This is a genomic window from Janthinobacterium sp. OK676, assembly GCF_900103595.1.
Classification (GTDB): Bacteria; Pseudomonadota; Gammaproteobacteria; order Burkholderiales; family Burkholderiaceae_D; genus Janthinobacterium.
Genome location: NZ_FNHA01000005.1, coordinates 79,610 through 104,127, shown reverse-complemented (window position 1 = coordinate 104,127; position 24,518 = coordinate 79,610). Strand labels below are relative to the sequence as shown.

Here is a 24,518-nt window from a genome sequence, read left to right as displayed (position 1 = left end):
CATGCAAACTGTTTCCTGTCCCAGCTGCGGCGCGGAAGTCCGTTTCCGCTCGCACGCTTCCGTGCTCGCCGTGTGCGAGTACTGCCACAGCACCATCCTCAAGGACGCCGATTCCGTCAGGGACCTGGGCAAGATGTCGGCCGTCCTGGAAGACTATACGCCGATCCAGATCGGCACGGCCGGCGTGCACGATGGCGTGCACTTCACCGTCGTCGGGCGCATCCAGCAGCGCTACAGCGCCGGCACGTGGAACGAGTGGTATCTGCTGTTCGACGACACGAGCACCGCCTGGCTGGGCGACTCGTCCGGCCTGTACACCCTGACGCGCGAACGCAAGACGCAGGACGCCCTGCCCGCCTTTGGCGAGCTGGTGCCGGGCAGGCGCTACACGATTTGCGGCGAGCCGTACACGGCGGCCGAGATCCGCAGCGCCGAATGCATCGCCGGGCAGGGAGAACTGCCGTTCAAGGTGGGCGCCGGCTGGCGCATCCAGGTGGCGGACTTGCGCAACTACGCCAGCTTTGTCACGCTCGATTACACGGATGGCCCGCAACCGGTCGTCTACCAGGGCGTGGCCGTCACCCTGGACAGTTTGAAGTGCCAGCTGCTGCGCGACGACGATGCCATCGCCAGGAGCGCCGGCAAGTACCGCGGCAAGCTCGATGCGCTCGACTGCCCCTCCTGCGGCAGCGGCATCAAGTACGTGCCTGGCGTGGCGGCGCAGCTCGTGTGCCCCGCCTGCCACGCGCAGCTCGACGCCAGCGGCCCGGAAGCGCAGGTGCTGGCCATCGGCAAGCAAGTGCACGAGAACGCCGACATCTCCCTGGAGCTGGGCGCCAGCGCAAAGATCAGCAATGTGAACTTCACGGTGATCGGCATGATGCGCCGCGCCGACGACGAAGGCAGCGAGTGGAACGAATACCTGCTGTACGGCGCGCGCGCCGGCTTCTTCTGGCTGGTGGAGACGGACGATGGCTGGTCGCGCTCGAACGTGCTGCCGAACTGGCCCAGCTGGGCGTCGCTGGACGCCGATACCTGCACGCTCGATGGCGCCACCTACCGCAAGCTGTATGACTACGGCTCGCAAGTCGTGTATGCGGCGGGCGCCTTCAACTGGAAGGTGGCCGTCGGCGACAGCACGCACGTGCATGAATTCGAGCAGGGACAGACCAAGCTGGCAGCCGAGATCACGGGTGAGGAAATGACCTGGTCGCGCTCCGTGCCCGTCGCCTATGACCAGATGAGCGCCTGGTTCGGCGCCGCCTTTCACGGCGGCGACCAGGTGCACAATATCGAGCTCAGTCACCGCGGCATCGCCAAGGTCTTCATGGTCATCGTGCTGGTCCTCAATGCGATCCCCATGTTCGTCTCGTTCTCCAGCACCTTGATGTGGAGTGTGCTGGGCTGCCTGGCGCTGTTCCTGCCCGCCGCTTTTCTCGACAAGAATGCAAAGAATCCCCGATGAGTAAATACGTGATCTATGCCCTGATGGTGACGTTTTCCGTCACGGCCGCCAACTGGGTGCGCATGTTCAAGGTGGCCGGCAGCGGCAGCAGCGGCGGCAGCAGCTGGAGTTCGCGCACGGGCAGCGGCGGCGGCAGCTATGGCGGCGGCTCCAGCGGCGGCAGCCACAAATAGGCATGGCGTCCACACCGCATCTGCCCCTGGGCATCCATCTGCTGGCCGATTTGTCGGGCATCGCGCCGGAACGCCTGCGCGACGGCGCCGCGCTCGAGCGCCTGCTGCGCGACGCCGCCATCGCGGCCGGCGCGCAAGTGCTGCACGGCCATTTCCACAGCTTTGGCCCGGGCCAGGGCATCACGGGCGTGCTGCTGCTGGCCGAATCGCACATTTCCATCCACACGTGGCCGGAATGCGGCTTTGCCGCCGTCGACATCTTCATGTGCGGCGCGGCGCGGCCGCAGCTGGCGCTCGACATCCTCAAGGATGCGCTGCAGGCCGCGCATTGCCAGCTGCAGTCCGTGCGGCGCGCGCCGCCCGGGCATTCCTAGCGCCGCTGGTGGATCGCGTGGGGATCGCTTACACTGTCGGCTCATTCCCCAACCGTGACTCCCATGCGCCGTTCCGCCCTACTTGCCCTGCCCCTGCTGCTGCTGGTTTCCGCCTGCGATGACTACACGGCGCCCAGCCTGTACCAGGCCACCACGCCCGAGTGCAAGACGTGGACGGAGGGCTCGCGCTTCGAGCTGCCGCGCGGTATCAGCATCTACGCCACGCCGCCCGTCACCTTAAAAGAAGGCGGCACGGAACTGGCGCTGATCTTTACCTTGCCCGTCGGTACGCAAGCCAGTTTTACGCGCCTGTCCTTCCTGCTGGAAGAACCGAAAAAGCCGCCCTTCGCCGAGGCCAAGGTGCTGACCATTTACCAGCGCGGCATGAACCAGAAGGCGGAGATCGTCGACGTCATCGAGCAGCTGCCCATCATGTTTTCCGCCGTCGGCAACAGCAAGGAAACGCAATGGCGCCTGCGTTTGCAACTGCCGCGCCAGCTGCCGCAGCGCTTCGATCTGTCGATGCCCGACATGCTCGTCGGCGGCAAGCGCTATCCGGTGCGCACGTTTACCTACCGCTATTTCCCCGAGCGCCAGGCTTACGGCATGTGCAGCTGAGCCACACATCCCGTTGACGGCGGCGCAGGCCGCTGGCACACTGGTGTTTTCCATCACACAACAGGAGTAGACAACATGCGCCATTCGGATACTGCCGTGCTGTCGGCTGCCTGATCACCGTTTTTCCCCGCTAAGGTTTTTAGCCCGCAGTTCCCATACGCTGATCGCGTAGCCGACTTCCCGCCTCTTTCGTGCCAGTCATAAGGACTGGCGGTGCCTGCACGCGCAGGCGACACGTCCGCACGCGGACGACAGAATACGGAATCACGCTACCATGATCGCATTCGATTTTGCGCAACTACGCCTTATCGGGCTGCAGCAGGCCATCGCCAGCGCAGCCACCCAGCTCGATATCTCTTCCCCAACCGCGCAGCTGATGCGCGTTTGCGCCGTGCACCGCGACAGCATCATCGTGCACGATGGCCTCCTGGAACAGCCAGCGCAGATCCTGCCGCGCCTGCTGCACGAGCTGCAGGAACGCGACACCATCCTCACGGTGGGCGACTGGGCCGCCGCCGAAGCCGACGGTCACGCCATGCTGTGGATAACGGCGCACTTATCCCCAGTCACGCAGATCGCGCGGCGCGGCAATGACGGCCGGCGCCAACTGCTTGCCAGCAATGTCGATACGGCCCTGCTGGTGATGGGACTGGACGACGATTTTAATCCGCGCCGGCTGGAACGCTATCTGGCCATCGTGCTGGCGGCGCAAGTGGCGCCTGTGGTCGTGCTGAGCAAGGCCGACGTGGCCGACGACGTGCCGGGCAAGCTGGCGCAGCTCAGACAGCGCCTGCCGCCCCACGTGCCGCTGTTTGCCATCGATACGCGCCATGCGTATGACGTGGCCATCCTGGAACCGTGGCTGGACGCCGGCCAGACCCTGGTGCTGCTCGGCTCATCGGGCGCCGGCAAGTCCAGCCTGACCAATACTTTATGCGCGACGGAGCAGGCAACCAAGGGCGTGCGCCATGGCGACGGACGCGGCCGCCACACGACGACGGCCCGCTCGCTGCACCTGTGCACCAGCGGCGCCTGCATCATCGACACGCCGGGGCTGCGCAGCTGGCAGGCCGATGCCGATGCGCAAACCTTGGCCGCTACCTTTGACGATATCGCGGCGCTGGCGGCGGCGTGCCAGTTCCGCGATTGCCGGCATGCGAGCGAACCCGGTTGCGCCGTGCGTGGCGCCGTCGATGGGAACCGCCTGCGCAATTATCACAAGCTGCTGCGCGATGCGCGGCGCGGCGAGGAAACGCCGCTCGAGCGCATCGCCGCGCGCGCCAAGTGGAAGACGATATTGAAGGCGGGACTGGAAAGGGGCAAGGACAAGCGCCGCTAATTTTTACTGAAATACGTTTTGCTGAAAAAAAAGGCAGCCCGCAGGCTGCCTTTCTTGCGCGGCGCAAATTGATTACATCTTGCGCAGCTTCTGGATCGCTGCCAGTTGCGCAATCGCGCTGGCCAGCTCGGCTTGCGCTTGCGCGTAGTCGATGCCCGAATCCTTGTTGTGGATATTTTCTTCCGCCAACTTCTTCGCTTCCAGCGCTTTCGCTTCGTCGAGGTCGTGACCGCGGATCGCGGTATCGGCCAGGACAGTCACGGTATCCGGTTGCACTTCCAGCAGGCCGCCGGCGACGAAGACGAACTCTTCTTCTGCCTGGCCGACTACCTTGATGCGGACCGCGCCCGGACGGATGCGGGTAATCAAAGGCGTGTGGCGTGGGTAGATACCCAGCTCGCCCTGTTCACCCGGCAACGCGACGAATTCTGCTTCACCTGAAAAAATCAGTTCTTCAGCGGAAACCACGTCAACGTGAATTGTGTGTGCCATGTGTGTCCTATCGGGTTGAAGAACCCCGCCTTCTGAGGGGCGGGGTTAGGCCCAGACTTAACTTAGTTAAGTTTCTTGGCTTTTTCGATTGCTTCTTCGATCGTGCCGACCATGTAGAACGCTTGTTCCGGCAGGTGATCGAGTTCGCCCGAAGCGATCATTTTGAAGCCCTTGATCGTGTCTTTGAGCGAAACGTATTTACCAGGCGCGCCGGTAAAGACTTCAGCGACGTGGAAAGGCTGCGACAGGAAACGCTGCATCTTACGTGCGCGGGCGACCAGCAGTTTGTCTTCCGGTGCCAGCTCGTCCATACCCAGAATCGCGATAATGTCGCGCAATTCCTTGTAGCGTTGCAGGGTCGTTTGCACGGCACGCGCGGTGTCATAGTGCTCTTGACCAACGATCAACGGATCGAGCTGACGCGAGGTCGAATCCAGTGGGTCCACGGCTGGGTAGATACCCAGGGAAGCGATGTCACGCGACAGCGCAACGGTCGAATCCAAGTGAGCAAACGTGGTAGCAGGCGACGGATCGGTGTAATCATCGGCTGGAACGTAGACGGCCTGGATCGAGGTGATCGAACCGGTCTTGGTCGACGTAATACGCTCTTGCAGACGGCCCATTTCTTCAGCCAGGGTCGGTTGGTAACCCACAGCCGACGGCATACGGCCCAGCAGTGCCGAGACTTCGGTACCAGCCAGCGTAAAGCGGTAGATGTTGTCGACGAAGAACAGAACGTCCTTGCCTTCATCACGGAACGATTCAGCGATCGTCAGGCCGGTCAGCGCAACGCGCAGACGGTTACCTGGCGGTTCATTCATCTGACCGTAGACCATCGCGACTTTGGAGTTCTCCGGGTTTTCCAGATCGACCACTTTCGCGTCAGCCATCTCGTGGTAGAAGTCATTACCTTCACGAGTACGCTCACCGACACCGGCGAACACGGACACGCCGCTGTGCGCTTTGGCGATGTTGTTAATCAGTTCCATCATGTTCACGGTCTTGCCTACGCCAGCGCCGCCGAACAGACCCACTTTACCGCCTTTTGCAAACGGGCAAACCAGATCGATCACCTTGATGCCGGTTTCCAGCAGTTCTTGCGATGGCGACAGTTCGTCGTATGCGGGAGCGGTGCGGTGGATCGACGCGATCTGCTCGTGCGACACGGGGCCGCATTCGTCGATCGGATTGCCCAGCACGTCCATGATGCGACCCAGGGTTGCTTTACCGACTGGCACCATGATAGGTTTGCCGGTATTTTGGATCATCATGCCGCGACGCAGGCCATCGGACGAGCCGAGTGCAATGGTACGGACAATGCCGTCGCCCAACTGCTGTTGTACTTCCAGGGTCAGTTCCGAGCCTGCCATCTTCAAGGCATCAAATACCTTAGGCATCGCGTTGCGGGGAAACTCAACGTCCACCACAGCGCCGATACACTGAACGATTTTGCCATCAGCCATGTTCGTTCCTTCAATATAGTTAAATTCGTTTAAACCGCAGCCGCACCGGCGACGATTTCGGAGAGTTCTTTGGTAATCGCAGCTTGGCGGGTCTTGTTGTAGATCAGCTTCAATTCGCCGATCACACTACCCGCGTTGTCGCTTGCAGCTTTCATCGCGACCATCCGTGCCGATTGCTCGGACGCCAGATTCTCCGCGACTGCCTGGTACACCAGCGCTTCTACATAGCGCTCCAGCAATTCGTCGATGATGCTTTGTGCATCCGGCTCGTAGATGTAATCCCACGAGTGAGCGCTCTTGTCGACGACCATCTTGTCGGCCGTCAATGGCAGCAACTGTTCGACCACTGGTTCCTGCTTCATCGTGTTGATGAATTTGGTGTAGCACAGGTACACTGCGTCGAGCTTGCCAGCCTGGAACTCTTCGAGCATGACCTTGACAGGTCCGATCAATTTGTCCAGGTGGGGCGTATCACCAGTTTGAATGGCAGAGGCGACGATCTTGACGCCGATGCGATTCAAAAAACCCAAACCCTTGTTACCGATGGCAACTGCTTCAATCCGGTTGCCAGCTGCTTCCAGCTCGCGCGACTTCGACGTCACCTGGCGCAGGATGTTGGTGTTCATGCCGCCGCACAGACCCTTGTCGGTCGTGACAACGATGAAACCCACTGCCTTCGCTTGCGTACCCTGGGCAGCTGCCAGGAACGGGTGCGTGTATTCCGGATTGGCGGTCGCCAGATTGGCGGCGATATTCCGAATCTTGTCACTGTAGGGACGGGCGGCCCGCATCCGGTCTTGCGCCTTGCGCATTTTGGACGCGGCGACCATTTCCATCGCCTTGGTGATCTTCTTCGTATTCTCTACGCTCTTGATCTTGCCTCGTATCTCTTTGCTTGATGCCATGAGTCCTTACTCCTTCTGCGCGTAGGGCGGCGCCTCACTCGAGGTGGGCGCCGCCTGGCCGCTTAATATGCGCCGGATTTCTTGAAATCAGCAATGGCCGCCGACAGAGTTGCTTCGCTGTCTTTGTCGAGTTGCTTGGTTTCTTCGATCTTGGCCAGCAGAGCAGCTTGCTTGGTCTTCATGTAAGCGTGGACACCAGCTTCGAACGACAGCACTTGCTTGACTGGCACGTCGTCCATGAAGCCTTTGTTCACCGAGAACAGCGATACGGCCATCAGCGAGATCGACAGTGGCGAGTATTGGGCTTGCTTGAGCAATTCCGTTACGCGGGCACCACGGTCCAGCTGCTTGCGGGTCGATTCATCGAGGTCCGAAGCGAACTGCGCAAACGCGGCCAGTTCACGGTACTGCGCCAAGTCGGTACGGATACCGCCGGACAGGTTTTTGATGACCTTGGTCTGGGCGGCGCCACCGACGCGCGATACGGAAATACCGGCGTTAATTGCAGGACGGATACCGGCGTTGAACAGCGAGGTTTCCAGGAAGATCTGACCGTCGGTAATCGAAATCACGTTGGTTGGAACGAATGCGGACACGTCGCCAGCTTGCGTTTCAATGATCGGCAACGCCGTCAAGGAACCGGTCTTGCCTTTGACGGCGCCGTCGGTGAACTTCTCGACGTAGTCGGCGTTCACGCGTGCTGCGCGTTCCAGCAGGCGGCTGTGCAGGTAGAACACGTCGCCTGGGTACGCTTCGCGACCTGGTGGACGGCGCAGCAGCAGCGAGATTTGACGGTATGCAACAGCTTGTTTGGACAGATCATCGTAGACGATCAGTGCATCTTCACCGCGGTCACGGAAGTATTCGCCCATGGCGCAACCGGAGTACGGCGAGATGTATTGCATGGCGGCCGATTCCGAAGCGGAAGCGGCGACAACGATGGTGTATTCCATCGCGCCGTGCTGTTCCAGCGAGCGCACGATGTTCTTGATCGACGAGGCTTTTTGGCCAATCGCGACGTAGATACATTTCATGCCCTGGCCTTTTTGATTGATGATCGCATCAATCGCCACAGCCGACTTGCCGGTTTGACGGTCGCCGATGATCAGTTCGCGCTGGCCGCGGCCAACTGGAACCATCGCATCGATCGACTTCAGGCCGGTTTGCATCGGTTGCGAAACGGATTCACGGGCGATCACGCCCGGGGCGATTTTTTCAATCGCGGCCGTCAGTTTGGTTTCGATGGCGCCTTTGCCGTCGATCGGCTGGCCCAGCGCGTTGACAACGCGGCCAAGCAGCTCAGGACCGACTGGCACTTCCAGAATGCGGCCGGTGCATTTCACCGTGTCGCCTTCGGAGATGTGCTCGTAGGCACCCAGAATCACGGAACCGACGGAGTCGCGTTCCAGATTCATTGCCAGGCCAAACGTGTTGCCTGGGAATTCCAGCATCTCGCCTTGCATCACGTCCGACAAACCGTGGATGCGGCAGATACCGTCGGCGACGGAAATAACCGTGCCTTGATTACGCACTTCAGCGCCGCCGTCAAGACCTTGGATCCGGCTCTTGATCAACTCGCTGATTTCAGATGGGTTGAGTTGCATACTAACTCCTAAAAGTGTTTCTCTCAGCTTGCGCGAGGGGTAAGGGTCTGTCTAAGCTGGCCTGCCGAAGCGCGTGTCTTACGACACCAGTGCAGCGTGCAGTTGCTGCAACTTGGCGCGCACCGAGGTATCGAGCACCTGGTCGCCAACGACCACGCGCACGCCGCCGAGCAGCGATGGATCCACTGTGACGGCAGGGTTGAGCTTACGACTGAATTTCTTTTCCAGCGTTGCGACCAGCTCGGCCGTTTGGCCTTCGCTCAGATCGAAAGCGCTCGTGATCTCGGCGTCAGCCGCACCTTCCAGGCCATTTTTCAAGGCATGGAATTGCGCGCCGATTTCCGGCAGCAGGCTGATGCGGCCATTTTCGATCAACATCGTGACGAAGTTTTTCACTTCCTCATTGAGCGGCGATTTCAACAACGACAGGATGGTGGCGGCGACGTCGCTTTCCGAAACTTTCGGATTGCGCGCGTACGCCTGTACCTCGGGGTGGCTACCGATCTGTGCCAGTTCGGACACCAGCTCGGACCACGCCGCGAGGTTGCTTGACTCCTTACCAGCTTGGGCTACGCGGAACAAAGCTTCCGCGTAGGGACGGGCGACGGTTGCGAGTTCTGCCATGATTACAGCTCGACAGCAAGACGCTGCAACATTTCGGCGTGAGCCGTTGGGTTTACTTCACGCTTCAAGATCTGCTCGGCACCCTTGACAGCCAGGTCAGCCACCTGAGCGCGCAATTGTTCGCGTGCTTTCGACAGTTGCTGTTCGGCGTCCGACTGGGCTTGCGCAATGATACGCGCAGCTTCAGCTTGTGCATTTTGCTTGATCTCTTCAGCAACCAGCTGCGCGCGCTTTTCAGCGTCAGCAACGCGTTGCGACGCTTCTTCACGTGCACTGTTCAATGCCTCTTGCGCACGCTTTTCAGCGACTGCCATCGAAGCCTGACCTTGATCGGCCGCAGCCAATCCATCCGCGATTCGTTTGGCACGCTCATCCAGCGCGTTGTTCAGCGCTGGAAATACGAACTTCATCGAGAACCAGACCAACACCGCGAAGGTGATCATCTGGCCGATGAGCGACATATTGATGTCCATACCTTTGCTCCTAACTAAAAGTTTCTCCTAGGGTTGGAGCGAATTACTGAGCAACAGCCGTCAGAGCGGACAGGAACGGGTTAGCGAACGTGTACAGCAGAGCAACACCAACGCCGATCATCGAGATAGCATCCAGCAGACCAGCGATAACGAACAGTTTGGTTTGCAGTTGTGGCATCAGTTCTGGTTGACGTGCCGAAGCTTCCAGGAATTTGCCACCCAAGATAGCGAAGCCCAGAGCGGTGCCGATTGCGGCCAGGCCGATGATGATTGCTGCTGCCAGAACGGTCATGCTTTGTACTTGTGCGATCAGAGCTTGCATAAAATTCTCCTAAATTTAAAAACGAAAGATACTAAAAAAACAAAATATAAAGTTAATGATTAATGTTTCTCAACCGCGAGGCTCAGATACACAACCGTCAACGCCATAAACACAAAAGCTTGCAAAGTTACAATCAAGATATGGAAAATTGCCCATGGACCACCCAACGCCCACTGTGCCCACCAAGGCAACAACGCGATCAAGATGAAAATCAGTTCGCCGGCATACATATTGCCGAACAGTCGCAGCGACAGGGAGATCAGTTTTGCAACCAGCTCAACCATTTGCAGCAGGAAATTGACAGGTGCCAGGGCGATCGTGCCGATCAGGCCGCTCGCATGGAACGGTGCCGTGAACAGTTCCTTGATCCAGCCGCCCAGGCCCTTGGCCTTGATCGAGAAGGCGATCACGCACAGCACGACCGACAGCGACATGGCGAAGGTATGGTTGACGTCGGCGGTCGGCACGGCGCGCAGTTTATGCACGCCAAACCAGCTCAGAATCTTCGGCAACAGGTCAACCGGCAGGAAGTCCATCGCGTTCAGCAACCAGACCCACACAAAAATAGTGATGGCCAGCGGCGCGATGACCTTGCTTTTCGCGTGGAAGGCCCCATTAATAGTGTCATTGACGATTTCCATGACCATTTCGACGAAGTTTTGCAACTTGCCAGGGACACCAGCCGTCGCGCGGCGCGACGCCATATAGAAAACAGCCAGGAAAACAAAGCCCAGAATGGCCGAAATCCAGAACGTATCCAGATTGATCATGCCGTCGGCACTTCTCAGGTGGGCCAGATGGTGACTGATGTATTCTGTGGCGTTGGCCGGGGCAGCATGGCCCGCTTCGATAGCGTGTTCTGTGGTCATAATGAATTTAGATTTGTCGTTTCAGAGCTCAACAGGCCCCAAAACCAATGATTAAACAGCGAGCAATGAAAACCAGTATGCTAAGGTTGCCACCGCGAAACCCAAGATCAGCCATAACCAGGCGGCCGACTGAAACAACACCAGTGCCAATATAAACAGCACCGCTGTGATAAATATTTTCACCACTTCTGCGCGCAAATGCGCCCGGAATGCCTTATTGGCGTCGCTAGAACCGCGAACTACCAACAGGGCATACACCAGGCTACCGATGACTGCGATAGCGCCGCCGTATGCGGCGGACCAGCCTTTCACACTGCCACCGAAAAACAGGGTGACCGTGGCAAAACTGATAGCGATTGCTAGCTGCAAGGCAACTACTTTGTAGACTGGCTTGGCAATACTTTGTTGTGAATCACTCAATTGCCAAGTTCCCAGAAAAATCTACACACGCAAAGACACGGGATTATAGTTGGCTTTGATCTATAGAGTCAAACGTTGCTGCACCGCAGCAGGGCAATTGCTGCGTGAAACTGACGCTTTACCGACTATTCGCCGCCATTTGCACCACTATATGGCAAAGCCGCTTGTCTGGCCGCTCCCAGCCGTGTTATCAAGGAATCACGTGGTGCATCCGGAAAGCATGACCCGGTTGTCCACACCCGCATGGCCCCTGCCTTTGCAGCTTGCTATTTAACCACGCAAGCGGGTCAACAAACCATCCAATACGTCAAGATCGGCAAAATCGATCACCAATTGACCACGGCCCTTGTTGCCCATCTTGAACACCACGGGCGTGGCCAGCGCATCGGACAGCTCTTCTTCCAGGCGCGCGATGTCGCCGGACTTTTCCTTTTGCCGCGGTTCGACCGGGTTGGCCGCTTCCTCGAGCGTGCGGGTGACGAGCTTTTCCGTTTCGCGCACGGACAGGCGCTTGGCCACGACCTGGTTCGCCAGGGTAATCTGGCTGGCCGCATCGACGGCCAGCAGCGCGCGCGCGTGGCCCATGTCGATATCGCCGGCCATCAGCATGGTTTGCACGGGAGCTGCCAGGTTCATCAAACGCAACAGGTTCGACACGGCGCTGCGCGAGCGTCCCAGCGCAGTGGCCGCTTGCTCATGCGTAAAACTGAAGTCGGCGATCAGGCGGTGAATGCCCTGCGCTTCTTCCAACGGATTGAGGTCTTCGCGCTGGATATTCTCGATCAGCGCCATGGCCGCGGCGGCCAAGTCGTCCACATCGCGCACCAGCACCGGCACTTCCGTCAGGCCGGCCAATTGCGAAGCGCGGAAACGGCGTTCGCCGGCGATGATTTCATATTTGACAAGTCCGCTCAAGGTGTCTTGCCCGATCGGGCGCACCAGGATCGGCTGCATCAGCCCTTGCGCCTTGATCGAGGCGGCCAGTTCATTCAAGGCCCCCTCGTCCATGCGCGTGCGCGGCTGGTATTTGCCCGCTTGCATTTGCGACACGGGCAAGTTCGACGGTTGATTCGTGTCCGGACTGGCGAAGTCGCCACCGCCGCCGCCCAACAGGGCGTCGAGTCCGCGACCCAGTCCTTTTAATTTTTTCGTAGCCATGCTGTCCTAATTAACTAAGGGGTCAGACCCTCCGGGTCCGACCCCAGTATTTTTCTTGGGGTTGGCAGTTTTTCAGCCCAACCGCTAAAGCCGGGGTCAGACCCAAAGGGTCCGACCCCGATACTGCTGTTTACATATGTTTGATGCGTTCGACCATCTCGGCGCCGAAAGCGATATACGCCTGGGCGCCTTTCGAGCTCGGGTCGAAGGTTACGCCGGGCAAGCCGTACGACGGCGCTTCGGCCAGGCGCACATTGCGCGGGATGATGGTATTGAACACCTTGTCGCCGAAGTGCTGTTCCAGCTGCGCCGACACTTGTTGCGATAATGTCATGCGCGGATCGAACATCACGCGCAGCAAGCCGATGATCTTCAAGTCCGGGTTCAGATTGGCATGCACCTTCTTGATGGTGTTGACCAGGTCGGACAAGCCTTCCAGCGCGTAGTACTCGCACTGCATCGGGATGATCACGCCATGCGCGGCGCACAGGCCGTTCAGGGTCAGCATCGATAATGCCGGTGGGCAATCTACCAGGATGAAGTCGTATTCGCCGTCCACTTCGGCCAGCGCATCCTTGAGGCGGCGTTCGCGGTTGTCCAGCTCGACCATCTCCACTTCGGCGCCGGCCAGCTCGCGGTTCGACGGCAGGACATCGAAGCGCCCGGCTTCCGAACGCTGGCGTGCCGTTTTGACATCGGACTCGCCCAGCATCACTTCATAGGTCGACGCCTTCAGGCCGGCCTTGTTGATGCCGGCGCCCATGGTCGCATTGCCCTGCGGGTCGAGGTCGACCAGCAGAACGCGCTGGTTCAACTTGGCCAGACCGGCGGAGAGGTTGACGCTTGTTGTGGTTTTACCAACACCACCCTTTTGATTTGCTACACAAAAAATTTTGGCCATGTATCTTCTAGTTGTAAAGAGATGCAAACTTCATCATGCGCCCCGGCATCCTGCCGAAACGATTTATACTGTTTATTTCATTTATACGATATAAATCGTTTATACGGTTTATATAATTTATACCGTATGAACTGTTTATATGATTTATACCGTTTAATTTTTCGGCTTTTAAATTCTTGCTATAAAGACCAGATGACGCTCTGCATTTAGCCCTGGCACCCGGATTGCTCGTAATTCCGTCACTTTCCAGTCTGCCGGCAGTCGCTCTCTCTCGTCTGGCGGCGCCACCCCTTTCAAGGCGATGTATTGCCCGCCCTCGGCCAGCACATGGTTCGACCAGTTGACAAAGTCGGACAGGTCGGCAAAGGCGCGCGAGGTGATCACGTCGAATTTCTGCTGCACTTCCAGCTGTTCCACCCGTTTCGTGTACACGGTGACGTTGCTCAAGCCCAGTTCAGCCTTCACTTGCGTCAAAAAAGCCGTCTTTTTATGCACGGTGTCGATCATCGACACCTTGATATCGGGCCGCGCGATGGCCAGGACCATGCCCGGCAAGCCGCCGCCGGCGCCCACGTCGAGCACGTTTTTCGCCTGCGCGAACGCCGGCACGGCGGCGAGCGAATCGAGCACATGCAGGGTCAGCATCTGCATCGGATCGCGCACCGACGTCAGGTTGTACACGCTATTCCATTTGGCCAGCAAGGCCAGGTAATCGAGCAGTTTTTCCGTCTGATCCGCGCTCAGATCGAGCCCCAGCGCGGCGATGCCTTCATTCAAAATGGGGGCCAGTGCGGCCCGGTCAAACTGCTTCATTCAACAACCTCGTCCTTTAAAGTGGTGGTGTGCGCGGCGCCAAAGCCGCGCTTTTTCAGGTGCACCAGCAGCAGCGAAATGGCCGCCGGTGTCACGCCGGAAATGCGCGATGCCTGGCCCAGGGTTTCCGGGCGCTGCTTGTCGAGTTTCTGCCGCACTTCGACCGACAGCGCACTGATGTCCAGGTAGTTGAAACCTTCGGGCAAAGCCAGGTTTTCATAGTGTTCGTGACGCTCGATTTCCTTGCTCTGGCGCTCGATGTAGCCCGCGTATTTGAGCTGGATTTCCACCTGTTCGCGCACGGCCGCATCCTCCACGCCGGGACCGGCCAGGGGCTGGCCTTCGATGCCCGTCATGCTCATCAGGGTGTCGTAGGCGACGTTCGGGCGGCGCAGCAAGTCCGCCAGCGAGTATTCGCGCTCGATGGCCTGGCCAACGATGCGCTCCGATTCGGCGGCCGCCAGGATGCGCGGGTTGACCCACGTGGAACGCAGGCGCTCGAGTTCCAGCGCCACCGCTTCACGCTTGGTCTCGAACGCTTGCCACTGGGCGTCGCCCACGCAGCCCAGAGCGCGGCCGATTTCCGTCAGGCGCATGTCGGCATTGTCTTCGCGCAGGCTCAAACGGTATTCGGCGCGGCTGGTGAACATGCGGTACGGTTCCTGCACGCCCTGGGTGATCAGATCGTCGACCAGCACGCCCAGATAGGCCTCGGAGCGGCCCGGTACCCAGGCTTCCTTGTCCTGCGTCAGCAAGGCCGCATTCAGGCCCGCCAGCATGCCTTGCGCGGCCGCTTCCTCGTAGCCCGTGGTGCCGTTGATCTGGCCGGCGAAGAACAGGCCGGTGACGGCCTTCGTTTCCAGCGAGGCTTTCAAGCCGCGCGGGTCGAAATAATCGTATTCGATGGCGTAGCCAGGGCGCAGGATGTGGGCGTTTTCCATGCCCTTCATCGACTGCACCAGCGCGATCTGCACGTCGAACGGCAAGCTCGTGGAGATGCCGTTCGGATAGAACTCGTGCGTCGTCAAGCCTTCCGGCTCGAGGAAGATCTGGTGCGATTCCTTGCCCGAGAAACGGTGGATCTTGTCTTCGATCGACGGGCAATAACGGGGGCCCACGCCTTCGATGACGCCCGTGTACATGGGGCTGCGGTCCAGGCCGGCACGGATGATGTCATGCGTCTGGCTATTCGTGTGCGTGACCCAGCACGGCACCTGGCGCGGGTGCATGGCCGTGTTGCCCATCACGGAGAACACGGGCACGGGATCGAGGTCGCCCGGTTGTTCCTGCATGACGGAAAAGTCGATCGTGCGGCCATCGATGCGCGGCGGCGTGCCCGTTTTCAAGCGGCCTTGCGGCAGCTTCAGCTCTTTCAATCGGGCCGACAGCGAGATGGCGGGCGGGTCGCCGGCACGGCCGGCCGAGTAATTGTTCAGGCCGACATGGATCTTGCCGTCGAGGAAGGTACCGGCCGTCAGCACGACGGCGCGCGCAAGAAACTTCAAGCCGATCTGCGTCACGGCGCCAACCACGCGGTCGCCTTCGACGATCAGGTCATCGACGGCTTGCTGGAACAGCCACAGATTCGGCTGGTTTTCCAGGCGCGTGCGGATGGCGGCCTTGTACAAAATACGGTCGGCCTGGGCGCGCGTGGCGCGGACTGCCGGGCCTTTCGAGGAGTTCAGGATGCGAAACTGGATGCCGGACTCGTCGGTGGCAATCGCCATCGCGCCGCCCATGGCATCGACTTCCTTGACCAGGTGGCCCTTGCCGATGCCACCGATGGAGGGGTTGCACGACATCTGGCCCAGCGTCTCAATATTATGCGTGAGCAATAGCGTCTTCTGCCCCATGCGGGCGGAAGCGAGGGCCGCCTCGGTGCCGGCGTGACCACCGCCGACAACGATGACGTCGAATTCTGTAGGAAATAACATGATAAATAGGTAACAGTGCAAGTAAAAATGCGGGAAGAGAGCTCCGATTATAGAGTCTTTTTGCAAGCGCAACCTTCCACGGGCCAATTTTTGCTTAATTTTTACTCAGCATGGGCCAGTCAACGACGATTTTTGTTTCACGTGGAACACGCAGCAGTGCCAGCAAAGCGCCCGCGACGGGGCTGCGGCGTCCTGCAATGTTTGCTACAATTGCCGCATCGTCCGCATCCGTGGCCACGCCTGTGGCCATCGTGACGATCATCCAGGAGGACGGCCTCCCCCATCATGGGAACACACCGGGACGGCCCGCTCTGTATAAGGAGCCGCCATGGCCTGGATACTATTACTCATTGCCGGCATGCTTGAAGTCGTGTGGGCATACTCGATGAAACTCTCCGAAGGTTTCACCAGACTCACTCCCTCCCTTGTCACTGTGGTGACGATGATCGCCAGCTTCGGCTTGCTGTCACTGGCCATGCGCACCCTGCCCTTGGGCACGGCCTACACGATCTGGACTGGCATCGGCGCCGTCGGCGCCTTTATCGTCGGCATCGTTTTTCTGGGCGAGCAAGTCAACACCCTGCGCGTGTGCGCCGCCGTCCTCATCGTGTGCGGCATCGTGCTGATGAAACTGTCGTCCAGCCACTGAGAGGAATCCCCATGCTCCTCGAAAACTATTTTCCCGTTCTCCTGTTCATTCTGATCGGCATTCTCGTCGGCATCGTGCCCATGCTGCTGGGCCGCGCGCTCGGGCCGCACAAACCGGACCCACAAAAACTGTCGCCGTACGAATGCGGCTTCGAAGCATTTGGTGACGCGCGCATGAAGTTCGACGTCCGCTTCTACCTGGTCGCCATCCTGTTCATCCTGTTCGATATTGAAGTCATCTTTCTGATGCCGTGGGCGGCCAATGTCCATGCACTGGGCTTGCCCGGTTTCTGGGCCGTCATGGGTTTTCTCGCCGTGCTGACAATCGGACTGGTCTATGAGTGGAAAAAAGGCGCGCTGGACTGGGAGTAAGCGACGCATCTGGTTTCACGTGAAACAGGCGCGGGGCTGGAAAGCGGAGTAAGCTTGGCTTCTGTCCTTCTCGTCAGGAGTACGCATGTCCGCCTTCCAGTTCCGCACCGTGCCGCATCTGATCGTCGAACCGGGCGCCGCCGCCCAACTGGGCACGCACATCGCCCACCACTTCCCCACCGTGCGCCGCGCCCTGCTCGTCACCGACGCGGGTTTTTTACGCACGGGCCTGGCCGATGCTCCCTTGCACAGCTTGCAGGCTGCCGGCATCGAGGTCCACGTCTTTTCCGACGTGCAAGCCGATCCGCCCGAAGCCATCGTACTGGCCGGCGTGGCCCAGGCGCAGATGTTTCACGTGGAACTGGTGATCGGCCTCGGTGGTGGCAGCTCGCTGGACGTAGCCAAACTGATCGCCGTGCTGGCGCCAGGCCACCAGGAACTGGCGCAACTGTATGGCATCGGCAATGTCCACGGCAAGCGCCTGCCCCTCGTGCAATTGCCGACCACGGCCGGCACGGGCTCGGAGGTGACGCACATCGCCATCGTCACCACGGGCGCCACCAGCAAGATGGGCGTGGTCGCGCCGCAACTGTATGCGGACCTGGCCATCCTCGACGCCAGCCTGACCCTGGGCTTGCCGCCCGCCGTGACGGCCGCCACGGGCATCGACGCCATGGTGCATGCGATCGAAGCGTACACCAGCCGCCTGCTGAAAAATCCATTGTCCGACATGCTGGCCACGCAGGCGTTGTCACTACTGTCGAGCAACCTGGTCACGGCCTGCCGCGATGGCGCCAACGTGCCGGCGCGCCAAGCCATGCTGCTGGGCGCCATGCTGGCCGGCCAGGCCTTTGCCAACGCGCCCGTGGCCGCCGTGCACGCGCTCGCCTATCCCATCGGTGGACTGTTCCACGTGCCACACGGCTTGTCGAATGCGCTGGTGCTGCCGCACGTGCTGCGTTTTAATCTGTCCCATGCGGCGCCCCTGTATGCGCAACTGGCGACCATCCTGCAGCCCGGCATCGCGGGCAGCGAGGAAGCGCGGGCCATGGCCCTGATCGAGGCCATGCAGGAAATTGCCGTGGCCACCGGCATCGCGCGCACCTTGCGCGAAGTGGGTATCGTGGCCAGCGACCTGGACCGGCTGGCCGACGAAGCCATGCTGCAGACGCGCTTGCTGGGAAACAATCCCCGTCCCGTCACCCGCAGCGACGCGCGCGCCATCTATGCGGCCGCACTGTGAGCCAGCAGACGGAGTCCGCCACCCCACCCTGCTACACTGCCGCCATGACGCCTCCCGACATCCCCATCCATCCTGACAGCACCCACTTTCCGCACGGTGCCTGCGCCGGCTGCCACGACAGCGCGCCGTTGCCGTTTGCCTTCGAGTATGCCTATCAGCCCATTGTCGACCTGGCCACCCGCAGCATCTATGCGCACGAGGCGCTGGTGCGCGGCCCCAACGGCGAAAGCGCGGCCAGCGTGCTGGCGCAAGTCAACGACGACAACCGCTACCGCTTCGACCAGGCTTGCCGCGTCAAGGCCGTGGCCGGCGCTGCCAGGCTGGGCATGCAGGGCTTTCTATCGATCAACTTCCTGCCCAACGCCGTCTACCGTCCCGAAGTGTGCATCCGCAGCACCCTGGAAGCGGCCAGGCTGCATCGCTTCCCTACCGACAAAATCATCTTTGAAGTGACGGAAGGCGAACGGGTGCAGGACCGTCCCCATCTGGTCGAGATTTTCCGCGCCTACCGGCGCTTCGGTTTCCAGACGGCCATCGATGATTTCGGCGCCGGCTATGCGGGTTTGAACTTGCTGGCCGAATACCAGCCCGACATCATCAAGATCGACATGGACCTGGTGCGCGGCATCGATACGCACACGCCGCGCCAGGCCATCGTGCGGGCCATCGCCAGCCTGTGCCATGAACTCGGTATCCGCGTGCTGGCCGAAGGCATCGAGACACGCGCCGAGCGCGACTTTCTTGCCAGCTGCGGCATCTCGCTGATGCAAGGCTACTGGTTTTCCAGGCCCGTGTTCCAGGGACTGGGCTGCATCGCCGAGTCGGCCTGGGAATAAAAACGGCCACGTAAAACGTGGCCGCAGCATCCACAGGCAAGACAGCCTAGTTGGGAATATCGACGACAGTGCCCGTCACGCTGATGACATTGCCGGGCGCGGGCGCCGTGGCGATCGCCGGCACATTGACGTTCGTGATCAGGGTCGAAGCATCGGCGCGCGTCACCGTGCGCACCACTTGCGATGGCGGCAAGGCTTGCTTGGCATTCAAGTGCGCATACATGGCGTCCAGCGCCCGGTTCAGGTACACATGCAGCGGCACGATCAAGGTCGGCAAGGCGTTGCTGAAGGAATCGAAGTGGTTGGCGTTCGTCACCTCGATATAGCGCAACTGGCTGTTCCCTTCCACGGCGGCGTTCAGGCCCAGATAGGCGCGCGAGGCCTGATTGACGGGAATCAGGGTGTCGCTGCGCCCGTGCACGATGATGGCCGGCTTGCCGTTCAATTTACCGCTGGCCGCGACCTCGGCCACGCCCGCCCGCACGCGCACGCTTTGCGTCGCCAATGTCCCCTGCAAGTTGGCGCCGCTGACGGTGTCGCGTCCCGTCGCCAGGCTGCGCAAACACAGGAAGCCGTCGAGCGACTGGTCCGCCAGGCTGCTCGACGGCGACACGCCGGCCGTGTAGACCTTGGCGCCACCCACGCTGTTCTCGTACACGACATTGCCGAGGATACCGTTCTGCGCGGCAAAGCTGGCCGCCTTCTGCGTCGAGGTAAACGCGATCGGATTGCCGCCGGCATCCGTCTGCGCAAACGTGAAACCGCACACTTTATCGGTCACGGAAAATTTTCCGTAGGCATACGCATAGGTGACGGCCACGAGGATGTTCGTGCCCGCGTGCGCCGCCTGCAAGGGATCGGAGTCGGGCAACCAGCCATACGCGCGCAAGCGCTGCTTCGCGTCCGCCTGCTGCGCGGCCAGGTCGGCGCCGTTCAACAAGCCCTTGGCGACGAGCGCCGTGCAGCGTCCCGCATTGCCTGCCACGGAAGCGATGCACGGCTGATACAGGGCCGCATAGGTGGCGTAGTCGAACAGCGCACGGCCGGGATTGGCCACCACCGCCCCGCCCTGGCGCACGGTGTAGGCGCCCGACGCCGCCGGCTGGATTTGCGGCTCGCTGGCCGCCACGCCGCTGATCAAGCCCTTGCTATCCTGTTCCGCCGCCAGCAAGGCCGAGCCGGCGCCATTGGAAATGCTCGAAGCGATCGTGATGGTGTTCTTCGGCGTCAGCCGCACGACGCGCGAACTGCCGTCGCGGGCCAGTACGCCGTAGCGCTCGTTCAACACGTAATACGCCATCTCGACGGCCTGCAAGGTGACCTTGCCCCAGTCCTTCTCGGGATTTTGCTGCGAGTGCGCATGCTTGAAAGCGATGCGGTTCGGATTGCTGCCCGCCCAGGCCAGCCGCTCGGCGTCGCTCAGGTCCGGCGCGAAGATGGCGTTTTTACCGGCGGCTACCCTGCCCGCACGCACGCCATTTTGCAGGTTGACGCTGTCGTCCTCGAACACGTACAGGCCCGTGCCGGAACCCTTGTCCGCATACGCCACGGCGCAGCCTTTTTTGAGGCCCCATTCGCCCGAGCTGCCGATGGCGCCGTAGATGCCGCGCGAGCCACTCGACGTGCCCGTGACGATGCATGCGCGGTCGGGGTCGAAGCTGGCCGGCACCTGCACCATCAAGGTGACGTTCTTCTTGCCCGTGCCATCGTCGGCATAGGCGATGTATTCGCTGCCCGCGACGAGGCCCTCGCCCGTGCCCACGTTCCCGGACGCATCCACGTTCGGTCCGTACAAGGTGCCGTAGCCGCTGTTGGCGGCAATGTCGAGCACGGCACGGTAATTGGCATAGATGGCGTTGCGGCGCAGTTCGAGCGGCGTCGGCTGCTCCGCGTTCGCATACGCGGGCGCGGCGCCGGCCAGCCCCGTCTTGCCCAGGCCGGCCGTCAGCAGATCGTTCGTCTTGCCGTCGTAGTCGGCCCGCGTGATGGTACCCAGGTAGCCGGGCATCTGGTTCAGTTCTTCCGGCGCATGGTTGCTGCCGCAGGCTGCCAACGCCAGCAAGGTGCACAGGCTCATGCCAGCAATGCCCGCGCGCGTGATCGTCATTTGCATGGTGGTACTCTCCGTTGAAGTAACAGTGGACGCACAATGAAAAACGCCGGACGAATCGTCCGGCGTTGCTTGAAAATCAGACAGCGGCTTTGGCGGCCCTGCCGCCGAAGCGCGCGATGGCTTCGCCGACGATGCCGCGCCGGAACAGCAGCACGCAGATGACGAAGATCACGCCCGTGACCATGCCCACCGACTCGCCCAGGGTGCCGAACCACTCGATGCCCGTGTGCGTGGCCAGATAGGTGCCGACGTCGCCCAGCTTGTTTTCCAGCGCGATGATGAGCACGGCGCCGAGGATGGGACCGGCCAAGGTCCCCATGCCGCCGACCAATGTCATCAGCACGACCAGGCCCGACATGCCCCAATACACATCGGTCAAAGTCTCAAAGCCCAGCACCAGCGTCTTGGTGGCGCCAGCCAGCGCAGCGAGCGAAGCGGACAGCACGATGGCCATCAGCTTGTACTTGTTGACGTCGTAGCCGAGCGAGATGGCGCGCGGTTCGTTTTCCTTGATCGCCTTGAGCACTTGGCCGAACGGCGAGTGGATGGTGCGCACGATCAGGGCGAAGCCGGCGATGAAGATGGCCAGCACGACGTAGTACAGGACGGTGTCATTGCCCAGGTCTATCGTACCCAGCAAGGTTCCACGTGGAACACCCTGCAAGCCATCCTCGCCGCCCGTAAAGGGCAGGCGCAAGGCCAGGAAGTACACCATCTGCGCCAGCGCCAGGGTGATCATCGTAAAGTAGATGCCCTGGCGGCGGATCGCCAGCCCGCCGATCACGAGGCCCAGCAAGGCGCCCGTGACGACGCCGGCCAGCAAGCCCAGTTCCGTCGGCCAGCCCCAGGTGCGCAGCGCATAGCCGGTGACATAGCCGGCGCCGCCAAAGAAGGCCGCATGGCCGAACGACAGCAAGCCCGTATAGCCGATCAGCAAGTTGAAGGCGCAGGCAAACAGGGCAAAGCACAGCAACTTCATCAGGAAGACGGGATAGCCGTAAAACGGGGCCGCCAACGCCAGCAGCAAGGCAATGGCGTAGCCTACATTCTTATTCATCGTGGTAGCTCCAATACATGACTGATGAGGATTACTTTTCTTTGCCGAACAGGCCGGCGGGACGCAGCAGCAGCACGATGACCATCACCACGAACACCACGGTGGCCGAGCCTTCCGGGTAAAACACGCGGGTCAGGCCCTCGATCACGCCCAGGCCCAGGCCCGTCAGGATGGAGCCCATGATGGAACCCATGCCGCCGATCACCACCACGGCAAACACGACGATGATCAGGTTCGAGCCCATCAGCGGCGAGACCTGGATGATGGGCGCGGCCAGCACGCCAGCGAAACCGGCCAGGGCCACGCCGAAGCCGAACGTCAGGGTGACCATCAGCGGCACGTTGATGCCGAACGCTTCCACCAGTTTCGGGTTTTCCGTGCCGGCCCGCAGGTAGGCGCCCAACTTGGTTTTTTCGATGACGAACCAGGTGGCCAGGCAGACGGTGAGCGACACGATCACGACCCAGGCGCGGTAGTTCGGCAGGATCATGAAACCGAGGTCCGTCGCGCCGGCCAGCGCTTCGGGCACGGCATACGGCTGTCCCGAGACGCCATAGAAGGAGCGGAACACGCCTTCCATGATCAGGGTGATGCCGAAGGTCAGCAGCAAGCCGTACAGGTGGTCGAGTTTATACAGCCAGCGCAGCATGGTCTTTTCGATCAGGATGCCGACCAGGCCGACGAGAATCGGGGCGATGACCAGCATGGCCCAGTAACTGATGTCGAAATAGCTGAGGCCCATCCAGGCCAGGAAGGCGCCCATCATGTACATGGCGCCGTGCGAGAAATTAATAACGTTGAGCAAGCCGAAGATGACGGCCAGACCGAGGGACAACATGGCATAGAACGAGCCGTTGACGAGACCCAGCAGCAGCTGGCTCATCATTGCTGGTAATGGAACGCCGAAAATTTCCATGGCATCACAGTATAAAAAGCACCGCCGGGTAGCGGTGTGGTATCAAGGGAAACGCGCCACCGCCAACGGAGGCGGCGGCGCAAGGCGCACCCTGCGCGCCGGGCTGATGGCGCGCAGGACAGACCACCCGCGCGCAGGCGGGCGATCCGCAGGGATTGCTACAGCGTTACTTCCACAGCGAACACTTCGATTCGGCCTTGGTCACATACGCTTGCGCACCGGGCACGGTGGCGACCACCTTGTAGTAATCCCATGGGTACTTCGACTCGGACGGTTTCTTCACTTCCATCAGGTACATATCGTGCACCATGCGGCCATCGGGACGCACTTCGCCATTTTGGGTAAACATGTCGTTGATCTTGGTCTTTTTCAGGTAGGCCATGACCTTCTCGGTGTCATCCGTACCGATCGCCTTGACGGCTTTCAGGTAGTTCGCCGCGGCCGAATAGTCAGCCGCCTGCAGCATCGACGGTTCCTTCTTCATCTTGGCGAAATAGCGTTTCGACCAGGCGCGCGTTTCAGGATTCAAGTCCCAGTACCAGCCATCCGTCAGGTACATGCCTTGCGTCAGGTTCAGGCCCAGCGAATGGATGTCGTTGATGAAGATCAGCAAACCGGCCAGTTTCATCGATTTCGTCAAGCCGAACTCGTTGGCCGCCTTGATGCTGTTGATGGCGTCGCCGCCGGCATTGGCCAGGCCCAGGATTTGCGGCTTGGCAGCTTGCGCCTGCAGCAGGAAGGACGAGAAATCCGAGGCGCCCAGCGGATGCTTGACGCTGCCCAGTACCTTGCCGCCGGCCGCCTTGACGACCTCGGCCGTGTCTTTTTCCAGCGAATGACCAAACGCGTAGTCGGCCGTCATGAAATACCAGTTCTTGCCGCCCTGCTTGACGATGGTGCCGCCCGTGCCGCGCGCCAATGCCACCGTGTCGTAGGCGTAATGCACGGTGTACGGCGTGCACTCTTCATTCGTCAGGCGCGAGGAGCCGGCGCCGATGGCGATGAAGATTTTTTTCTTTTCCGCCGCGACCTTGGCCATGGCCAGGCTGGCGCCGGAATTGGTGCCGCCGATCAGCATGTCGACGCCCTGCTGGTCGAACCATTCGCGCGCCTTCGAAGCGGCGATGTCAGCCTTGTTTTGATGGTCGGCGGAAATGAATTCCACCTTTTTGCCGGCCAGTACCACGCCGGCATCGGCGATCGCCATCTTGATGGCTTCCGCGCCGCCGAGGCCGTCGACGTCGGAATACACGCCCGACATGTCGGAAATAAAACCGATCTTGATGGTGTCGCCCGATACCTGGGCGTGCGCGGCAGCGGACAAGCCCAATGCGCAAAGAGTGGCGGTGGCAATGGCGATAGCGTTACGTTTCATAGTGTCTCCGT

Annotated in this window: 27 protein-coding genes; 9 read left to right on the top strand and 18 right to left on the bottom strand. The window is 60.7% G+C overall.

Translation table 11 applies throughout. The annotated features are described in order from the left end of the window. Position 1 precedes the first annotated feature (1 nt). The 5 genes from BLU39_RS11920 to rsgA all read left to right on the top strand — a co-directional run bounded on the left by BLU39_RS11920 (position 2) and on the right by rsgA (position 3,969). Positions 2-1,465, top strand: coding sequence for a DUF4178 domain-containing protein (locus BLU39_RS11920; protein WP_092713204.1), 1,464 nt, complete (start codon positions 2-4; stop codon positions 1,463-1,465). Further along, entirely contained in the window at positions 1,462-1,638 is a 177-nt protein-coding gene (locus BLU39_RS28600; protein WP_175539277.1) for a hypothetical protein, read from the top strand. The genes BLU39_RS11920 and BLU39_RS28600 overlap by 4 nt, the downstream gene beginning before the upstream one ends. Before the next feature lie 2 nt (positions 1,639-1,640). Then, complete coding sequence (speD, locus tag BLU39_RS11915) at positions 1,641-2,012, top strand: adenosylmethionine decarboxylase (protein WP_092713202.1); 372 nt, start codon at positions 1,641-1,643, stop codon at positions 2,010-2,012. A gap of 63 nt (positions 2,013-2,075) precedes the next feature. Next, the gene (locus BLU39_RS11910; protein ID WP_092713199.1) at positions 2,076-2,630 is read left to right on the top strand and encodes a hypothetical protein; all 555 of its coding nucleotides are present in this window, start codon (positions 2,076-2,078) and stop codon (positions 2,628-2,630) included. 274 nt (positions 2,631-2,904) lie between these two features. Further along, positions 2,905-3,969 (top strand): ribosome small subunit-dependent GTPase A, encoded by a 1,065-nt coding sequence (rsgA, locus tag BLU39_RS11905; protein WP_092713197.1) that lies wholly within the window; start codon positions 2,905-2,907, stop codon positions 3,967-3,969. 72 nt (positions 3,970-4,041) lie between these two features. On the opposite strand, the gene BLU39_RS11900 is transcribed toward rsgA, so the two are convergent. From BLU39_RS11900 to BLU39_RS28595, 14 genes are all read right to left on the bottom strand, one after another. After that, positions 4,042-4,461, bottom strand: a complete 420-nt coding sequence (locus BLU39_RS11900; RefSeq protein WP_034752707.1) for a F0F1 ATP synthase subunit epsilon — start codon at positions 4,459-4,461, stop codon at positions 4,042-4,044. 62 nt (positions 4,462-4,523) lie between these two features. After that, positions 4,524-5,924, bottom strand: coding sequence for a F0F1 ATP synthase subunit beta (gene atpD, locus BLU39_RS11895; protein ID WP_034752705.1), 1,401 nt, complete (start codon positions 5,922-5,924; stop codon positions 4,524-4,526). 29 nt (positions 5,925-5,953) lie between these two features. After that, positions 5,954-6,829, bottom strand: coding sequence for a F0F1 ATP synthase subunit gamma (gene atpG, locus BLU39_RS11890; protein WP_092713195.1), 876 nt, complete (start codon positions 6,827-6,829; stop codon positions 5,954-5,956). A 62-nt stretch (positions 6,830-6,891) separates the two neighbouring features. Then, positions 6,892-8,433 carry a F0F1 ATP synthase subunit alpha gene (gene atpA / locus BLU39_RS11885; RefSeq protein ID WP_034752701.1) on the bottom strand — a complete coding sequence of 514 codons (1,542 nt, stop codon included), beginning with the start codon at positions 8,431-8,433 and terminating at the stop codon, positions 6,892-6,894. A gap of 78 nt (positions 8,434-8,511) precedes the next feature. Beyond that, positions 8,512-9,057, bottom strand: a complete 546-nt coding sequence (locus BLU39_RS11880) for a F0F1 ATP synthase subunit delta (RefSeq protein ID WP_034752699.1) — start codon at positions 9,055-9,057, stop codon at positions 8,512-8,514. Positions 9,058-9,059: 2 nt separating this feature from the next. Beyond that, the gene (locus BLU39_RS11875) at positions 9,060-9,530 is read right to left on the bottom strand and encodes a F0F1 ATP synthase subunit B (RefSeq protein WP_071325906.1); all 471 of its coding nucleotides are present in this window, start codon (positions 9,528-9,530) and stop codon (positions 9,060-9,062) included. 43 nt (positions 9,531-9,573) lie between these two features. After that, a complete protein-coding gene (gene atpE / locus BLU39_RS11870; RefSeq protein WP_034752695.1) occupies positions 9,574-9,852 on the bottom strand; it encodes a F0F1 ATP synthase subunit C in 279 nt (92 codons plus the stop codon). Positions 9,853-9,911: 59 nt separating this feature from the next. After that, positions 9,912-10,721: a F0F1 ATP synthase subunit A gene (atpB, locus tag BLU39_RS11865; RefSeq protein WP_046681851.1), complete on the bottom strand. Its 810-nt coding sequence runs from the start codon at positions 10,719-10,721 to the stop codon at positions 9,912-9,914. Between the two features lie 51 nt (positions 10,722-10,772). Further along, complete coding sequence (locus tag BLU39_RS11860) at positions 10,773-11,141, bottom strand: ATP synthase subunit I (protein ID WP_092713193.1); 369 nt, start codon at positions 11,139-11,141, stop codon at positions 10,773-10,775. A 270-nt stretch (positions 11,142-11,411) separates the two neighbouring features. After that, positions 11,412-12,299 (bottom strand): ParB/RepB/Spo0J family partition protein, encoded by an 888-nt coding sequence (locus BLU39_RS11855; RefSeq protein ID WP_092713191.1) that lies wholly within the window; start codon positions 12,297-12,299, stop codon positions 11,412-11,414. A 130-nt stretch (positions 12,300-12,429) separates the two neighbouring features. Next, on the bottom strand, positions 12,430-13,200 hold the full coding sequence (locus BLU39_RS11850; protein ID WP_034752687.1) for a ParA family protein: 771 nt from the start codon (positions 13,198-13,200) through the stop codon (positions 12,430-12,432). Between the two features lie 168 nt (positions 13,201-13,368). Beyond that, the gene (rsmG, locus tag BLU39_RS11845; protein ID WP_092713189.1) at positions 13,369-14,013 is read right to left on the bottom strand and encodes a 16S rRNA (guanine(527)-N(7))-methyltransferase RsmG; all 645 of its coding nucleotides are present in this window, start codon (positions 14,011-14,013) and stop codon (positions 13,369-13,371) included. Then, positions 14,010-15,947, bottom strand: coding sequence for a tRNA uridine-5-carboxymethylaminomethyl(34) synthesis enzyme MnmG (mnmG, locus tag BLU39_RS11840; RefSeq protein WP_092713187.1), 1,938 nt, complete (start codon positions 15,945-15,947; stop codon positions 14,010-14,012). Before mnmG ends, rsmG begins: the two co-directional genes overlap by 4 nt. 94 nt (positions 15,948-16,041) lie before the next feature. Beyond that, complete coding sequence (locus BLU39_RS28595; protein ID WP_157808858.1) at positions 16,042-16,209, bottom strand: hypothetical protein; 168 nt, start codon at positions 16,207-16,209, stop codon at positions 16,042-16,044. A 66-nt stretch (positions 16,210-16,275) separates the two neighbouring features. Here BLU39_RS28595 and sugE point away from each other — a divergent pair, with 66 nt between their 5' ends. The 4 genes from sugE (at position 16,276) to BLU39_RS11820 (ending at position 19,046) form a co-directional block, all read left to right on the top strand. Further along, complete coding sequence (gene sugE, locus BLU39_RS11835; protein WP_092713185.1) at positions 16,276-16,596, top strand: quaternary ammonium compound efflux SMR transporter SugE; 321 nt, start codon at positions 16,276-16,278, stop codon at positions 16,594-16,596. Between the two features lie 11 nt (positions 16,597-16,607). Further along, positions 16,608-16,967 (top strand): NADH-quinone oxidoreductase subunit A, encoded by a 360-nt coding sequence (locus BLU39_RS11830; RefSeq protein ID WP_092713183.1) that lies wholly within the window; start codon positions 16,608-16,610, stop codon positions 16,965-16,967. A gap of 85 nt (positions 16,968-17,052) precedes the next feature. Further along, positions 17,053-18,210, top strand: coding sequence for an iron-containing alcohol dehydrogenase (locus tag BLU39_RS11825; protein WP_092713181.1), 1,158 nt, complete (start codon positions 17,053-17,055; stop codon positions 18,208-18,210). A gap of 44 nt (positions 18,211-18,254) precedes the next feature. Next, positions 18,255-19,046, top strand: coding sequence for an EAL domain-containing protein (locus BLU39_RS11820; RefSeq protein WP_092713179.1), 792 nt, complete (start codon positions 18,255-18,257; stop codon positions 19,044-19,046). Between the two features lie 46 nt (positions 19,047-19,092). Here BLU39_RS11820 and BLU39_RS11815 read toward each other — a convergent pair whose 3' ends face one another. The 4 genes from BLU39_RS11815 to BLU39_RS11800 all read right to left on the bottom strand — a co-directional run bounded on the left by BLU39_RS11815 (position 19,093) and on the right by BLU39_RS11800 (position 24,507). Further along, positions 19,093-21,159 carry a 3-hydroxybutyrate oligomer hydrolase family protein gene (locus tag BLU39_RS11815; RefSeq protein ID WP_092713177.1) on the bottom strand — a complete coding sequence of 689 codons (2,067 nt, stop codon included), beginning with the start codon at positions 21,157-21,159 and terminating at the stop codon, positions 19,093-19,095. Positions 21,160-21,235: 76 nt separating this feature from the next. Further along, positions 21,236-22,216, bottom strand: coding sequence for a branched-chain amino acid ABC transporter permease (locus tag BLU39_RS11810; RefSeq protein WP_092713175.1), 981 nt, complete (start codon positions 22,214-22,216; stop codon positions 21,236-21,238). Positions 22,217-22,247: 31 nt separating this feature from the next. Further along, positions 22,248-23,132 (bottom strand): branched-chain amino acid ABC transporter permease, encoded by an 885-nt coding sequence (locus tag BLU39_RS11805; RefSeq protein ID WP_092713173.1) that lies wholly within the window; start codon positions 23,130-23,132, stop codon positions 22,248-22,250. A 166-nt stretch (positions 23,133-23,298) separates the two neighbouring features. Further along, positions 23,299-24,507 carry an ABC transporter substrate-binding protein gene (locus BLU39_RS11800; RefSeq protein WP_092713171.1) on the bottom strand — a complete coding sequence of 403 codons (1,209 nt, stop codon included), beginning with the start codon at positions 24,505-24,507 and terminating at the stop codon, positions 23,299-23,301. Positions 24,508-24,518: the final 11 nt, after the last annotated feature.